The following is a 15,022-nucleotide window of genomic DNA, read 5'->3' as shown; positions in this document are numbered from 1 at the left end:
AACGGCGCAGAAGCGACCGGTCACGGGCGGCCGTAGCCACCGCCTCCGGGGGTGCGGAGCACGAGGACGTCGTCGGTGTCCAGCGCGGCCGTGTCGCAGCCTTCGAGGGGGGTCACGGTCCTGCCGTCGGCCCGTTCGACGTACTGCTCGCCGAGGGCCCCGGGGCCGCCTCCCGCCATGCCGTACGGCGGGACCCGGCGGTGTCCCGACAGCAGGGCCACGGTGACGGGTTCGAGGAAGCGGATCCTGCGTTCCACCCCGCTGCCGCCGTGCCAGCGGCCGTTGCCGCCGCCGGCCCGGCGTACGCCGAAACTCTCCAGCAGCACCGGGTAGCGCCATTCGAGGATCTCGGGGTCGGTGAGGCGGGAGTTGGTCATGTGGGTCTGGACCGCGTCGGCGCCGTCGAAGCCCTCGCCGGCGCCCGAACCGCTGGCGACGGTCTCGTAGTACTGGACCCGGTCGTTGCCGAAAGTGAGGTTGTTCATGGTTCCGGACCCCTCGGCCTGTACGCCCAGCGCCGCGTAGAGGGCGCCGGTGACGGCCTGGGAGGTCTCGACGTTGCCGGCGACGGTCGCCGCCGGGTGGACGGGAGCCAGCATCGATCCTTCCGGGACGCGGATGTCCAGGGGCTCCAGGCAGCCGCTGTTGAGCGGGATGTCCTCCTCGACGAGGGTCCGGAACACATAGAGGACGGCGGCCATGACGACGGACCGTGGGGCGTTGAAGTTGCCGCTCTGCTGGGGGGAGGTCCCTTCGAAGTCGATGACGGCGCGGCGTGCGTCGCGGTCCACGGTCACCCTCACCGCGATGACCGCCCCGTTGTCGGTCCCGTAGCGGCAGGAGCCGTCGCGCAGCCCGGCCACGATCCGGCGTACGGACTCCTCGGCGTTGTCCTGGACGTGGCCCATGTAGGCCTCGACGACGTCCTGGCCGAACTGCTCGGTCGTGCGGCGCAGTTCCGTGATGCCCTTCTCGTTGGCCGCGATCTGGGCCCGCAGGTCGGCGAGGTTGGTGTCCGGGTCGCGCGAGGGGTGGGCGGCGCCGGTGAGCAGCTGCCGGGTCTCCGCCTCGCGGAGCGTGCCGTCGCGCACCAGGAGCCAGTTGTCGAACAGGACGCCCTCCTCGTCGACGGTACGGCTGAAGGCGGGCATGGAGCCGGGAGTGATGCCGCCGATCTCCGCGTGGTGGCCGCGTGAGGCGACCAGGAAGCGCAGCCGGGGCTCCTCGCCATGAGCGGGCTCGTCGAACACCGGTGTCACGACCGTCACATCGGGCAGGTGCGTCCCGCCGTGGTACGGGTCGTTGACGGCGTAGACGTCGCCGGGCCGCAGGGAACCGTCGTTGCGCCGGAGCACCTCCTTGATGGACTCCCCCATCGACCCGAGGTGCACCGGGATGTGCGGGGCGTTGGCGACCAGAGCGCCGTCCGCGTCGAACAGGGCACAGGAGAAGTCCAGCCGCTCCTTGATGTTGACGGAGTGTGCCGTGTTCTCCAGTCGCACGCCCATCTGCTCGGCGATCGACATGAAGAGGTTGTTGAACACTTCGAGCATGACCGGGTCCACCCGTGTGCCGACGGCGGTCCGCCCCGGTCTCGGTTCGGCCCGGCTCAGCACGAGGTGCCCGGCGGCCCCGGCCGTGGCCTGCCAGCCGAGGTCGACGACGGTGGTGGCGTCGTCCTCCGCGATGACGGCAGGCCCCCTCACGACGTCCTCCGCGCGCAGTGTGTCGCGGCGGTGCAGCCCGGCGTCCCGCCATCCTTCCCCGGTGAACATCCTGACGGTTCCGAGGGGCTTCGGCGGCCCCTCCCCCGTACGCAGGCCGGTCCTGGGCGCGGTGTGCGGGCCGGCGGTTCCGGTGGCCTCCACGGAAACGGCCTCGGCCACCAGGGGTTTGTCCATGGTGAAGCCGTACCGCGCCCGGTGGGCCCCGGTGAACTCCCGTGCCATGGCGGCGACGGTGCCGTGGCTCACGGGCAGGGAGGCGTCCGTCCCGGCGTAGCGCAGGAGGATCCGCGCCCGGGTGGTGATGGCGCTGTCGGGGATGCCGTCGGCGCGGAGTTCTGCCCGGGTGCGCTCCGCCAGTTCGTCGCGGACCGCGCGCACGCGCCGCCCGGTGTCCTCGTCCAGGGGTGCCTCGACGGACTGTTCGCGGATCGCGGTGGCGTCGGCGAGACCGATTCCGTACGCGGAGAGGACACCGGCCAGCGGCGGTACGAGGACGGTGTCGATGCCCAGGGCGTCGGCGACGGCGCAGGCGTGCTGTCCTCCGGCGCCGCCGAAGGAGGTGAGGGCGTAGCGGGTGATGTCGTGGCCCCGCTGGACGGAGATCTTCTTGACCGCGTTCGCCATGTTCAGTACGGCGATCTCCAGGAACCCGGCGGCCACCTCGGCGGCCGTACGCCTGCTCCCCGTGGCGGCCGACACCTCGTCGGCCAGGGCGTCGAAACGCTCACCGACGAGATCCGCGTCGAGCCGCTCGCCGCCTACGGGGCCGAAGACGGCGGGGAAGTGCTCCGGACGGATACGGCCGAGCATCACGTTGGCGTCGGTGACGGTGAGCGGCCCGCCCCGGCGGTAGCAGGCTGGGCCCGGGTCCGCCCCGGCCGAGTCGGGGCCGACCCGGTAGCGCCGTCCGTCGAAGTGCAGGACGGACCCTCCGCCGGCCGCGACGGTGTGGATGCTCATCATGGGCGCGCTCATCCGCACCCCTGCCACCTGGGTTCCGAGTTCGCGTTCGAACTCGCCCGCGTAGTGGGAGACGTCGGTGGAGGTGCCGCCCATGTCGAAACCGATGACCCGGTCGTGGCCGGCCTGGGCGGACGTGCGCACCATGCCGACGACGCCGCCGGCGGGGCCGGAGAGCACGGCGTCCTTGCCCCTGAAGTGCGCCGCCTCGCGCAGCCCGCCGTTGGACTGCATGAACATGAGCCTGATCCCCGCGAGTTCGGCGGCCACCTCCTCGACGTATCTGCGCAGGATCGGTGAGAGGTAGGCGTCGACGACCGTGGTGTCACCGCGCGGGATGAGCTTGATCAGCGGGCTGACCTCGTGCGAGCAGCTGATCTGGGTGAAACCCGCCCGCTCCGCTTCCTGCGCCACGGCTCGCTCGTGATCCGGGTACCGGTAGCCGTGCATGAGCACGACGGCGGCGCTGCGGATGCCGTCCCCCGCGGCGGCCCTGAGCCGTTCGGCCACGACTGCGCGGTCCAGTGCCCGCACCACGTCTCCCCGGGCGCCGGTGCGTTCCGGGACCTCGACGACCCGGTCGTAGACGGCCTCGGGGAGCAGGATGCGGCGGTCGAACAGGCGGGGCCTGTTCTGGTAAGCGATCCTCAGGGCGTCCCGGAAGCCTTCGGTGATGACCAGGACGGTCGGTTCGCCCCGACGTTCCAGGAGCGCGTTGGTGGCGACCGTCGTGCCCATCTTGACGCCCGCGACCCGGTCGGCGGGGACCGGGTCGTGGGGGCCGAGGCCGAGCAGCAGACGGATTCCGGCGACCGCGGCGTCGCGGTGGCGCCCGGGGTCGTGCGACAGCAGCTTGCGGGAGACCAGTCGGCCACCGGGGTCGCGTCCCACCACGTCCGTGAAGGTGCCGCCGCGGTCGATCCAGAACTCCCAGCGTCCGGTCATCCCTCCATTCTGGCGCGGGGGACGTACGCCCGCAGAAAGGGTGTAAGCGGCAATCCGTCCAGCGCTTCGCGGCTCCGCCCGCGCGTCGGGAGGGCCGCGCGGACCTGCGGGTGGCCGGGCAGGGGCGGCGAGGGCACGCGGGCCACGCCGTTGGCGTCGGGCGGGAAAGGGTGCGGTGACGATGACGGCACACCTACGGGTGTTGTCACCAGGTCGGGCGCGTTCCTGCGAACTCGGATCTGTCCGCACGGGGAAGTCCCATGAGCGTCTGCCGCGCGCCCCCGGCGCGCGGCGTCCGGACTCCGTCGGTCTGCGGAGTGCCGGCTCAGACGGCGGGTGCGTCCGGTCCGATCCTGCTGCGTACGGCGGTCTGGACCTCGGCCTCCTCGGCCGGGTCGGCGGCGAGCCGCCTCAGCCGTTCGGCCACCCGGATGTCCCCGGTCTCCGCGTGGTTTGCGGCGAGCTCCCGGGTGGTCTCCTCGCAGTCCCAGAGGCATTCGACGGCGAATCCGCTGGCGAAGGAGGGGTCGGTGGCGGCCAGCGCCCGTGCCGCGCGGCCGCGCAGGTGCGAGGAGGACGTCTCCCGGTACACATGGCGCAGGACGGGTGCGGCGCAGGCGATGCCCAGCCGGCCCGTGCCGTCGACCAGGGTCCACAGCTGCGGGGTGTCGGGGCCCTCGCCGCGGACCGCCTCGCGCAGTGCGGCGAGGACGAGCGGGGCGTCCTGCGAGGCGCCGCGGCAGGCCAGGACTCCGGCCGCCGAGGCCCCGAGGGCGTCGGGCCGGTGGGCCCAGCGCCGCGCACGGCCGACCGCCTCTTCCCCGCACATGCGCTCGAAGGCGGCCACGGCAGCCTCCGCGACGGTGCGGGAGGGGCCGGCGACGGCCTGTTCGACGAGGTCGAGAACGGCGGGGTCCCTGGCCTCGGCGAGGTAGTGCAGGGCGGCGCAGCGCACACCCTCCGGGCCGCTGCGGGCGGCCTCGACGATCAGGGGGCGGTCCTCGGTCCCGGCGACCGCCGAGAGGCAGCGGGCAGCGGGGACGTGGAGCGCGCTGCCGCGCTCCAGCCCTTCCTGGGCCCAGTCGAAGACGGCCTGGACGCTCCAGCCGGGGCGTGGTCCGCCCGGCCTCATCTGCCGCTGCCAGCGGTCGAAGGAGCCCTGCTCCGTCGCCGACCTGACGCGGGCGCCGACCGTTTCGCGCGGGTCGTCGGCCCAGAGCCGCCAGGGTCGGGGCTCGAAGGCGTCCCGCACGGTGGCGGCCAGCTCGGCGGTGCCCTCCGGGGTGGCGGGGAAGCGTGCGAGCACCGCCTCGGCGAGGGAGCGCAGCCCGGTGTCGTCGTCGCGCAGGGCCAGCTCGTCGAGCGCCCAGGCCCAGTTGGCCCCGGTCGCCGCGTACCGGCGCAGGAGCACGAGGGCGTCGTCGCGCCCGTAGGAGGCGAGGTGCCCGAGCACGGCGAGTGCGAGTCCCGTGCGGGAGTCGTCGGTGTCGAGGTGGTCCTCGGGGTCCCACAGGTGCCGCTCGATCTCCTCGGTGCCACCGTCCAGATCGAGGTAGAGGCGGGCGTAGTAGAGGGAGCGGTTCTCGACCTGCCAGTCATGACGCGGATCGCTCAGGACGCAGTGGTTGAGAGCCGCGAGGGCCTCGGAGCGGGGGGCGGCGAGCGCGTGGAGCGTGCCGTCGCCGCGGCCCCTCTGCAGCAGGCCGAGCAGTGTGCCGCTCGGCGCTATGAACGGATCGAACATGGGGAAAGCCTCACATCAAGCTGTCGACGCAACCGGGACTGTGCTGTTCCATGTGCCGGGGTGACATCCCCTAGGCCGCGCAGCAACATGATCGGCCGACCGCCGTCTTCTGCCTGGTGTTCATCTTCCTCTGCCTCTCGTCGGTGGCCCGATTCGGACCCGCGACGTCATGATGACCCAGCCATTTCGCCGACGCGACCACATTTACGACGCACCGGTCGGCGGGCGGTCCGGGCCGCCGCTCAGCGCGCACCGAAGAGTTCCAGCAGGTCGTCCTTGCCGAACATGCGCGCGGTGTCCACGGCGGAGGGTGTTCCGGCGGCCGGGTCGGCCCCCGCGGCGAGCAGCGCGTCGATCACTTCGCGCTCGCCCTTGAAGACGGCTCCGGCCAACGGGGTCTGCCCCCGGTCGTTGGCCCGGTCCGGGTCGGCGCCACGGTCCGCGAGCGCCACGACGGCGGGCGCGTGGCCGTGGTAGGCGGCGAGCATGAGCAGGGTGTCGCCCCGGTCGTTGGTGAGGTTCGCGGGCACTCCCGCGTCGACGTAGGCGGCGAGCGCGTCGCTCTCGCCCCGGCGGGCCAGGTCGAAGACCTTCGTCGCCAGCTCGACCACCTCGGGATCGGGGGTTTCGCTCATGGGGACGGTCCGCCTTTCAGGGCCTTCGCGGCCGTGGCCGGCCTGGTGGGGGTACGGCGAGGGCCGTACGGGTGAATCGACAGGGTACTGCTCGGGGCAGTCGTCAGCCTTCCCCGGAGCGGCGGAAGATCACGGCGCCGGGGCCACATTTCCGACGGGGACAGGGCCGCGGCGGCTCACGCGGGCAGCGGGGTGGCGGGCGTCCACCCACCGGTCGAGTGAAATCGTACCTTGATCACCCAGTTGCACCTTTTATCGTATAGATACATCTTGTGATCCTGGAAGTACTCATGGTGACTGTCCCCTCGACCAGGAGAACCGCTCATGATCCTCTCCATCTCGGGCGTGGTGCTGCTCGGCATCATCGCCTTCCTGTTCTTCAAGAAGGACGGGCTCAAGGCGTCCCACGCCCTCGTCTGCGCCCTGTTCGGCTTCTACCTGGCCGGCACGGCGATCGCCCCGAGCATCACAGCCGGCGGGGCGAGCCTCGCCAGCATGCTGGGCGGGATCAAGTTCTGACGCACCGAAACCGCTCCCACCTCTTCAGGAGACCGACGTGGCCCGGCGACCGCTCCCCCGCATCCTTCAGCGCGGCAGCGCTTCGATCACCCGCAGTCGCGAGATCGCGCGCACGGCCGCCGACAACGCCACCGACGTCCTCCATCCGCTGATCACGGTCACCCGTGGCATGCGGCTGCTGGCGGGAGCGGGGCGGCAGAAGTGGGCCGCGACACCCAGGGACCGGCGCGGACACGTGCTGTTCCTCGTCGCGGCCTGCGTACTGGCGGTGGCGCTCATCCCCTTCGGGCCGCTGCTGGCCCTCATCTCGGTGATGGGCGCCGCCGCGTGGCGGGGGCGCGACCGCACCCCCGCGAAGACCGGCCCCGACGAGGCGGAGACCGCACGGCTCCAGGCTCTGTACGAGGCCCTGGTCCCGCACTTCTCCGTGTCCGACGACCCAGCGCCGTTGTTCTCACACGGCGGCGACTGGGAGAAGACCTTCGGCACCTCGTACGCCTTCGACGCCGACGGCCGACCGACCCGGCTCCAGGTCAACTACCCGGCGTACTTCACCGACGGCGATCCCGCGGCCCGCTCCCGGGTCGAGCAGGTGCTCCACGCCAAGTCGGGCCGGGGCCGTGAATACCACTTCGCCTGGGACGAGGAGAGCAACCACCTCCTCATGACCGTGCTGGCCGCCCTGCCCACCACCATCGCCGCCCAGCGGTTCGTCACCGCGCCCGGCGAGACCGTGCTGGGCTTCACCGACGCCGACGCGGTCCGGCGGACCGTGCCGGTCCAGGACGGCGACGTGACCCGGGACGCCTCCCCGGTGATCTGGCGGACCGGGGCCCGTTCGACGGAGCCCCATCTGCTGATCGCGGGGCACCCCGGCAGCGGCACCACTACCCTGCTGCGTTCCCTCGCCCTGCAGGCGCTCCAGCAGGGCGACGTCCTCGTGGTGGAGGGCGGCGGCAACGGCGAGTACGGCTTCCTGGCCGGCCGGGACGGAGTACTGGCCGTGGAACGCGGTCTGGCGGGGGCCCTCGCGACACTCGAATGGGCGGCTCACGAGACCGAGCGGCGCCTCATCGCCGCCAACCGGGCCCGCCAGTCCGGGTACCCGGAACCCGAGGACATCGGACGCCCCCTCTGGATCCTGCTCGACCGCCCGAGCGCTCTCGGGCACCTCGCCGCCGCCGACGGCCGACAGGATCCGCAGGAGCTGCTCCAGGTGCCGCTGCGGCACGGCCGTGCCGCCGGGGTCACGGTCGTCGTCGCGGAACAGTTCGACAGCCTGGACGCCCTCGACGAGACCGTACGGACCCACACCAGGGCACGCGTCGTCCTCGGCCCGGCGGACCGCGAGCAGGTCGAGGCCGTCCTCGGCACGCAGCCGCACACCACACCCGTACCCGACGTCCCGCCGGGCCGCGGATACACCCGGCTGGGCGGCGGATCCGTCCTGCGGCTCCAGGTCCCGGCCACTCCGGATCCGTACGACGACGCCACCAGCGAGGCGCACCGCGAGGCGGTGCTCGGCCTGCTGCCCGGCGCGGCGCCTGCGGTCGAGGCCGTGCAGGAGGCCCTTCCGGAGCCGGAGCCCGAGACGCTCCCGGCCCACAAGGACCAGCTGATCGGGGCACCGGCCGCCGTGGAGGGCTGAGGAGCGGGAGCCTCAGGCCACGAAGGTCCGGGGCGCCTCGGCCCCCACCCCCGCGCCGGAGGCGACCAGGCCGGCGGCCGTGGCGAGCCGCTGAGCCGCCTCGTCCGCCACCGCGCCGCCCACCGTGAACGGCAGCCGTACATAGCCCTCGAAGGCCCCGTCGACCCCGAACCGGGGTCCCGACGGGACGCGGACGCCGACCCGTTCGCCGGCCACGGCCAGCCGGGAGCCGGAGAGTCCGCCGGTGCGCACCCAGAGCGTGAGGCCACCGCGCGGCACCTCGAACTCCCACTCGGGAAGCTCCCTGCGCACCGCCCGCACCAGGGCATCCCTGTTCTCCCGCGCCTGCTCACGACGGACGGCCACGGCCTGCTCCCAGCCGCCGGTCCGCATCAGCCAGTTGATGGCGAGCTGCTCCAGCACCGGGGTTCCCATGTCGGCGTACGCGCGTGCCGCGACCAGGCTGCGGATCACGTCCGGCGCGGCACGGACCCAGCCGATCCGCATGCCGGCCCAGAACGCCTTGCTGGCGGACCCGACGGTCAGGACGGTGCTGCCCGCGGGGTCGAAGGCGCAGACCTTGCGCGGCATGTCGCCGTCGGCGTCCAGGTCCAGTTCACCCATGGTCTCGTCGACCACCAGGACCGTGCCGGCCGACCGCGCGGCCTCGACCAGGGCACGGCGCTGCTGTTCGTCGGCCAGGGCGCCCGTGGGGTTGTGGAAGTCCGCGACGACGTAGGCCAGCCTCGGTGCCGCGTCCCGCAGCACCTGCCGCCACCGGTTCATGTCCCAGCCGCCGAGCCCCTCCTCCATCGCCACGGGCACCAGCCTGGCGCCCGTCTCCCGCATGAGTTGGAGGATGTTGGCGTAGCTCGGGGACTCCACGGCGATGCGCTCGCCGCGCCCGGCGAAGAGGTGGCAGATGGCGTCGATGGCCCCCATCGCCCCGGTGGTGACCATGATCTGTTCCGGCATCGTCGGGATGCCGCACCCGGTGTAGCGGTCCGCGATCATCTGCCGGAGGGCGGGCAGGCCCGCCGGGTAGTCGCCGTGGGTGTGCGCGTACGGCGGCAGCTCCTCCAGCGCCCCCTGGACGGCCCGGGTCAGCCACGGTTCCGGGGCGGGCAGGGCCGCGCAGCCGAGGTCGATCATCGAGCCGAGCGATTCCGGGGGCAGCGGTTCGAGGCCCCGGGCCGGCAGCGGGTTCCCCGCCGGCACGGCGGTCCAGCTGCCGGCACCACGGCGTGACTCCAGGAATCCCTCCGCGCGCAGTGCCTCGTAGGCGGCGGCTACGGTGGTGCGGCTCAGGGACAGGGCGAGGGCGAGCTCCCGCTCGGCCGGGAGCCTGGCGGCGACCGGGACCCGGCCCTCCAGGACGAGCAGGCGGACGCCGTCGGCCAGGGCGCGGTAGGCGGGCGGTTTGCGGGTGCCCGGCGCCAGGGGACGGGCCTGCTGCCCCTGGAGCTGGCGGGCGAGCTGTGCCGCACCGACGGTCGAGGTCCACTGCACCATGCGAATCAGTCCACCTTCCTCGGATTGGCCGTAGTTGGCAGCCAATCCCCTGCCACAGAGTGACATGCAGCAGTCCACCACCACCACACAGGGGGCACCACCTTGTCCGATCCCACCGCCCGGAGCGGTACCAGGCTCACCCGGCGGCTGACCCATCTGTACGTGGGTCTGGCCCTGTACGGAGCCAGTTCGGCGCTCCTGGTGCGCGCCGGGCTGGGACTCGAACCGTGGGGAGTGCTGCACCAGGGCCTCTCCGAGCGGACCGGCATCTCCATCGGGGTCGTCTCGATCGTCATCGGGGCGGTCGTCCTGCTCCTGTGGATCCCGATCGGACAGCGCCCGGGGCTCGGCACCGTCTCCAACGTCTTCGCCGTCGGAATCGCGATGGACGCCACCCTCGCCCTCGTGCCGGACGTGCACGGCCTCGGGGCGCGGATCCCGGTGATGGTGGCGGGCATCGCGCTCAACGGCGTGGCCACCGGCCTGTACATCTCCGCGCGTTTCGGTCCGGGCCCCCGCGACGGCCTGATGACGGGCCTGAACCGGCTCACGGGCCGTTCCGTCCGGCTGGTGCGCACGGGGATCGAGGTGGCGGTGGTCGTGACCGGCTTCCTCCTCGGCGGGTCCCTGGGCGTCGGTACCGTCCTGTACGCCCTGGCCATCGGGCCGCTCGCCCAGTTCTTCCTGCGCGTCTTCGACCTCTCCACGCCGGACGCCCGCACCGTGACCGATACCGGCGGGTCATCGCGGGAGGCGATACTTCCGCGGTGACCGCAGCGACTTCGGGGCGCCACCCCTACCTGGACCACCCTTCGACGATTCCCTTCGCCCACCGCGGCGGGGCGGCGGACGGCTTGGAGAACACCGCAGCCGCGTTCCGCCGGGCGTCCGACGCCGGCTACCGCTACTTCGAGACCGATGTGCACGCCACGGCGGACGGGCGCCTGGTCGCCTTCCACGACCCGACGCTGGACCGGGTGACGGACGCGCGGGGCCGGATAGCCCGGCTGCCCTGGAGCGCGGTGCGCCGGGCGAGGGTGGCGGGCAGCGAGCCTCTGCCGCTGTTCGAGGAACTGCTGGAGGAGTTCCCGCACGCCCGCTGGAACGTGGACATCAAGGCGGAGCCCGCCCTGGTGCCGCTCGTCGACCTGATCCGCAGGACCGACGCCTGGGACCGGGTCTGCGTGGGGTCGTTCTCGGAGACGCGGGTGGCGCGGGCCGCCCGCCTCGCGGGTCCGGGGCTGGCCACCTCCTACGGGGTGCGCGGCGTGCTGGGCCTGCGACTGCGCTCGTACGGCATCCCGGCGGCGCTCAGGGCGGGTGCCGTCTGCGCGCAGGTCCCTGAGAGCCAGAACGGCATCCGTGTCGTCGACCGGAGGTTCGTCCGCGCGGCGCACGCTCGCGGCCTGCAGGTCCATGTCTGGACGGTCAACGAACCGGAACGGATGGCGGCGCTCCTGGACCTCGGGGTGGATGGCATCATGACCGATCACATCGAGACGCTGCGCACGGTGCTGAGCGAGCGGGGGGCCTGGGCCTGACGCCGGGACCGGCCGCGTCCGTACGGGACGAACGAGGGGTCGCGGCGTGAGCACCGGAACCACAGGGACAGCGGATCCGGCCGGGACCGCCGGGCGCAGACGTGAGCAACGCGGCTGGTACTTCTACGACTTCGCGTGCTCGGTGTACTCCACCAGCGTGCTGACGGTCTTCCTCGGCCCGTACCTGACGTCGATAGCCAAGGCGGCCGCGGACGCGGAGGGGTTCGTTCACCCGCTGGGCATACCCGTCCGGGCCGGCTCGCTCTTCGCGTACGCCGTGTCGGCGTCCATCGTCGTGGCGGTGGTCGTGATGCCGGTCGTGGGTGCGGCGGCGGACCGCACGGGACGCAAGAAGCCCTTGCTCGCGGCGGCCGCCTACACGGGCGCGACGGCGACGGCCTGCATGTTCTTCCTGGACGGCCAGCGCTATCTCCTGGGCGCCTTCCTGCTGATCGTGGCGAACGCGTCGATCTCCGTGTCGATGGCCCTGTACAACGCGTATCTGCCCCAGATCGCCACCCCGGAGGAGCGCGACGCGGTCTCCTCGCGCGGGTGGGCGTTCGGGTACACCTCGGGCGCGTTCGTCCTCGTCCTGAACCTGGTCCTCTACACCGGCCACGACTCCTTCGGGCTGTCGGAGTCCGACGCGGTCCGGATCTGCATCGCCTCGGCCGGTGTGTGGTGGGGCGCCTTCGCCCTCGTGCCACTGCGGCGGCTGCGCGACCGGCGGGTCGAGCCCGGAGGTGACGGAGCGGTCGGCTCCGGATGGCGGCAGTTGCGGGCGACCCTGCGCGACATGCGGCGCCATCCGCTCACCCTGTCCTTCCTGCTCGCCTACCTGGTCTACAACGACGGCATCCAGACGGTGATCTCGCAGGCATCCCTGTACGGCTCCGAGGAACTCGGCCTCGATCAGACGACCCTGATCACGGCGGTGCTGCTCGTGCAGGTGCTCGCGGTGGCCGGGGCCCTGGGGATGGGCCGACTCGCCCGGCTGTACGGGGCGAAACGCACGATTCTGGTGTCACTGGCGGCCTGGACCCTGATCCTCGCCGCGGCGTACGTACTCCCCTCCGACACGCCGGTGTTCTTCTACGTCCTGGCAGCCGCGATCGGGCTCGTGATGGGCGGCAGCCAGGCTCTCTCACGGTCGCTGTTCTCGCATCTGATCCCCCGCGGAAAGGAGGCGGAGTACTTCTCCGCCTACGAGATGAGCGACCGGGGACTCAGCTGGCTGGGGCCCCTGGTCTTCGGTCTGGGCTACCAGCTCACCGACAGTTACCGGGATGCGATCCTGTCCCTGGTGCTCTTCTTCGCGGTCGGCTCGGTCCTCCTGGCGAGGGTGCCTGTGCGGGCCGCGGTGGCCGCCGCGGGCAATCCCGTTCCGGAACGGATTTAGACGCCGAAGTGAAAGGCCGGTAGTATACGCCTTTGGCCTGCCCGGAGGACCGTTACTGCGAGTGGAAGACGTCGAACCGTTGGGTGACAACGTCGACCAGAAGTGACAAACCGGGCACCGATGGGTAAGCAACCCAGACCAAGCAGCGGCACGACGGGCGACGCATGACCGGCAACGGGAATCTTTGCCGCCGACCGGACGTTGACCGGATGACGACGACAGCGACACCTGTCCTGTGGGCGACAAGCCCGGGAGGCACGATTCATGAGTGAGCGAGCTCTCCGCGGCACGCGACTCGTGGTTACCAGCTACGAGACGGACCGCGGCATCGATCTGGCCCCGCGCCAGGCGGTGGAGTACGCATGCCCGAACGGACATCGATTTGAGATGCCGTTCTCGGTAGAGGCGGAAATTCCGCCGGAGTGGGAGTGCAAGGCGTGCGGCGCCACGGCACTCCTGGTGGACGGGGATGGCCCCGAAGAGAAGAAGGGCAAGCCTGCGCGTACGCATTGGGACATGCTCATGGAGCGGCGCACCCGCGAGGAGCTGGAAGAGGTGCTGGCCGAGAGGCTGGCGGTTCTGCGCTCCGGTGCCATGAACATCGCCGTGCACCCGCGGGACAGCAGGAAGTCTGCCTGACCGCCTGACACCGCAAAGATCAAGAGCCGCGGGCCGCGACACAGAACATGTGTCGCGGCCCGCGGCTCTTGGTGCGTCCGGTCCTCCCGGGATGCCCGCTGCCGGGACACCGCCGCCGCTCCCCCGTGACGGGGTGACGGCGGCGGGGCCGGGGACTCAGGGGATCAGCGGCGGGCGGTCCGTGCCCGTGCCGTCGTCCGGGCGGGGGTGCCCGGGCCGGCCGTCCTCGCGGATGACCTCGCCCTGGACGACCTTGCCGTCCGGCCGGTGGATGCGTGCCTGCTGGAAGGCGTCCGAGAACCCGCCGGGCGTCGCCGCCCTCATCCGGCGCTCCAGGGAGCGCTCCGCGAGGCGTCCGAGCACGGTGCGGACCGGGGGCAGCAGGAGCAGGAGCCCCGCCGCGTCGGAGATCACGCCGGGGATCATAAGGAGCAGGCCGCCCAGCATCAGGAAGCCGTTGCCCTTGGTGCCGGACGGGGCCTCGGCCGGGGCCGCGGGAGCGCCGGGCTGCCCGGGCATCTGCTGCAGGGTCTCGGTGAGGTTGCGGAAGGCGCGCCGGCCCGCGCGCTTGATCACCGCGGCGCCGAGCACGGCGCCTGCGACCAGGATCAGCAGCACGGTGAAGCCGTTCGTCGCACCGGCCACCACGGTCAGCAGCCAGATCTCCAGGACCAGCCAGGCGGCGACGCCCAGCGGCAGGAGGGTACGGGCGCGTGAGCGCCGTGGACGGGTCGGAGGCGGTGTGCCGGTCGTCATGCCCCCAGTGTGCCTGTACGGGCGTGCAGGCGGCGTAAGGGGGTGATCATGAGGCTGCGGCGGCCGGGCGGTCGGGCTGCGACGGTCAGGGGGTCCTGCGGCCCAGCACCTTGTTGGCCCGGCCGGTGATTCCCCAGCCGGTGACCCGCCACAGGGCCTCCACGAGGATGTCGCGGCTCATCTTGGAGTCGCCGATCTCGCGCTCCATGAAGGTGATCGGCACCTCGACCACGTGATAGCCCGCCTCGACGGCCCGCCGGGCGAGGTCGACCTGGAAGCAGTACCCCTGCGAGGCGACCTCGTCGAGGCCGAGTCCGTCCAGGGTCTCGGTGCGGAAGGCCCGGTAGCCGCCGGTGACGTCCCGGACCGAGAGGCCCAGCAGCATCCGGGAGTAGAGGCTGCCGCCGCGCGAGATCATCTCGCGGTGCCGGGGCCAGTTGACCACCCGGCCGCCGGGCACCCAGCGCGAGCCGAGGACCAGGTCGGCGCCCTTCAGGGCGGTGAGGAGACGGGGCAGTTCCTCCGGCTGGTGCGAGCCGTCCGCGTCCATCTCGACCAGGACGCCGTAGCCGTGCTCGGAGCCCCAGCGGAAACCGGCCAGGTAGGCGGCGCCGAGCCCTTCCTTGCCCTTGCGGTGCAGGACCTGCACATGGCTGTCGCCGACCGCCAGCTCGTCGGCGACCTTGCCGGTGCCGTCGGGGCTGTTGTCGTCGGCGACGAGGATGTCCGCTTCCGGAACGGCGGCGCGCACCCGGGCGACGATCAGCTTGACGTTCTCGGCCTCGTTGTAGGTCGGAATGATCACCAAGACTCTGCCGAGCGGGCCGAACTGCCTCTGACCGCCGTCGTTCACTACTGCCCCTTAAAGTCCGTACGCAGGTGCACACCATATCCAGCACGGGGCGGCAGGACTCCGACATGGTCACGGGGTGGCGTCCGCCCACGCGGACAGAAGCACGGAACTGCGGACAGAAGGGGGCCACTGCGGATGGGGGCC

At 72.2% G+C, this 15,022-nt stretch carries 12 protein-coding genes; 6 read left to right on the top strand and 6 right to left on the bottom strand.

Translation table 11 applies throughout. The features are described from left to right. Positions 1–20 precede the first annotated feature (20 nt). The 3 genes from P8A20_RS31760 to P8A20_RS31750 form a co-directional block, all read right to left on the bottom strand. Entirely contained in the window at positions 21–3,632 is a 3,612-nt protein-coding gene (locus P8A20_RS31760) for a hydantoinase B/oxoprolinase family protein (RefSeq protein ID WP_147962447.1), read from the bottom strand. A gap of 325 nt (positions 3,633–3,957) precedes the next feature. Next, positions 3,958–5,376, bottom strand: a complete 1,419-nt coding sequence (locus P8A20_RS31755) for a HEAT repeat domain-containing protein (protein ID WP_306104724.1) — start codon at positions 5,374–5,376, stop codon at positions 3,958–3,960. A 242-nt stretch (positions 5,377–5,618) separates the two neighbouring features. After that, complete coding sequence (locus P8A20_RS31750; protein ID WP_147962444.1) at positions 5,619–6,011, bottom strand: ankyrin repeat domain-containing protein; 393 nt, start codon at positions 6,009–6,011, stop codon at positions 5,619–5,621. A 324-nt stretch (positions 6,012–6,335) separates the two neighbouring features. On the opposite strand from P8A20_RS31750, the gene P8A20_RS31745 reads away from it, so the two are divergent. Together P8A20_RS31745 and P8A20_RS31740 are read left to right on the top strand one after the other, a co-directional pair. After that, on the top strand, positions 6,336–6,530 hold the full coding sequence (locus P8A20_RS31745; RefSeq protein ID WP_147962443.1) for a hypothetical protein: 195 nt from the start codon (positions 6,336–6,338) through the stop codon (positions 6,528–6,530). A gap of 37 nt (positions 6,531–6,567) precedes the next feature. Beyond that, positions 6,568–8,178, top strand: a complete 1,611-nt coding sequence (locus P8A20_RS31740) for an ATP-binding protein (RefSeq protein ID WP_306104723.1) — start codon at positions 6,568–6,570, stop codon at positions 8,176–8,178. A gap of 12 nt (positions 8,179–8,190) precedes the next feature. Here P8A20_RS31740 and P8A20_RS31735 read toward each other — a convergent pair whose 3' ends face one another. Further along, on the bottom strand, positions 8,191–9,690 hold the full coding sequence (locus P8A20_RS31735; RefSeq protein WP_147962441.1) for an SCO1417 family PLP biosynthesis transcription factor: 1,500 nt from the start codon (positions 9,688–9,690) through the stop codon (positions 8,191–8,193). 102 nt (positions 9,691–9,792) lie between these two features. Here P8A20_RS31735 and yczE point away from each other — a divergent pair, with 102 nt between their 5' ends. From yczE to P8A20_RS31715, 4 genes are all read left to right on the top strand, one after another. Then, positions 9,793–10,461, top strand: a complete 669-nt coding sequence (yczE, locus tag P8A20_RS31730; RefSeq protein WP_147962440.1) for a membrane protein YczE — start codon at positions 9,793–9,795, stop codon at positions 10,459–10,461. After that, positions 10,458–11,231 (top strand): glycerophosphodiester phosphodiesterase family protein, encoded by a 774-nt coding sequence (locus P8A20_RS31725; RefSeq protein WP_147962439.1) that lies wholly within the window; start codon positions 10,458–10,460, stop codon positions 11,229–11,231. Before yczE ends, P8A20_RS31725 begins: the two co-directional genes overlap by 4 nt. Before the next feature lie 46 nt (positions 11,232–11,277). Further along, on the top strand, positions 11,278–12,630 hold the full coding sequence (locus P8A20_RS31720) for an MFS transporter (RefSeq protein WP_147962438.1): 1,353 nt from the start codon (positions 11,278–11,280) through the stop codon (positions 12,628–12,630). Between the two features lie 264 nt (positions 12,631–12,894). After that, positions 12,895–13,269 carry an RNA polymerase-binding protein RbpA gene (locus tag P8A20_RS31715; protein ID WP_014044757.1) on the top strand — a complete coding sequence of 125 codons (375 nt, stop codon included), beginning with the start codon at positions 12,895–12,897 and terminating at the stop codon, positions 13,267–13,269. A 156-nt stretch (positions 13,270–13,425) separates the two neighbouring features. On the opposite strand, the gene fxsA is transcribed toward P8A20_RS31715, so the two are convergent. Next, complete coding sequence (gene fxsA, locus P8A20_RS31710; protein ID WP_306104722.1) at positions 13,426–14,025, bottom strand: FxsA family membrane protein; 600 nt, start codon at positions 14,023–14,025, stop codon at positions 13,426–13,428. 85 nt (positions 14,026–14,110) lie between these two features. Next, positions 14,111–14,878: a polyprenol monophosphomannose synthase gene (locus P8A20_RS31705; protein WP_306104721.1), complete on the bottom strand. Its 768-nt coding sequence runs from the start codon at positions 14,876–14,878 to the stop codon at positions 14,111–14,113. Positions 14,879–15,022 lie beyond the last annotated feature (144 nt).

Origin of the sequence: Streptomyces sp. Alt3 (genome assembly GCF_030719215.1) — a bacterium.
Taxonomy (GTDB): domain Bacteria; phylum Actinomycetota; class Actinomycetes; order Streptomycetales; family Streptomycetaceae; genus Streptomyces; species Streptomyces glycanivorans.
The sequence above is the reverse complement of the archived record's forward strand: the minus strand, read 5'-3'. Positions and strand labels throughout refer to the sequence as shown.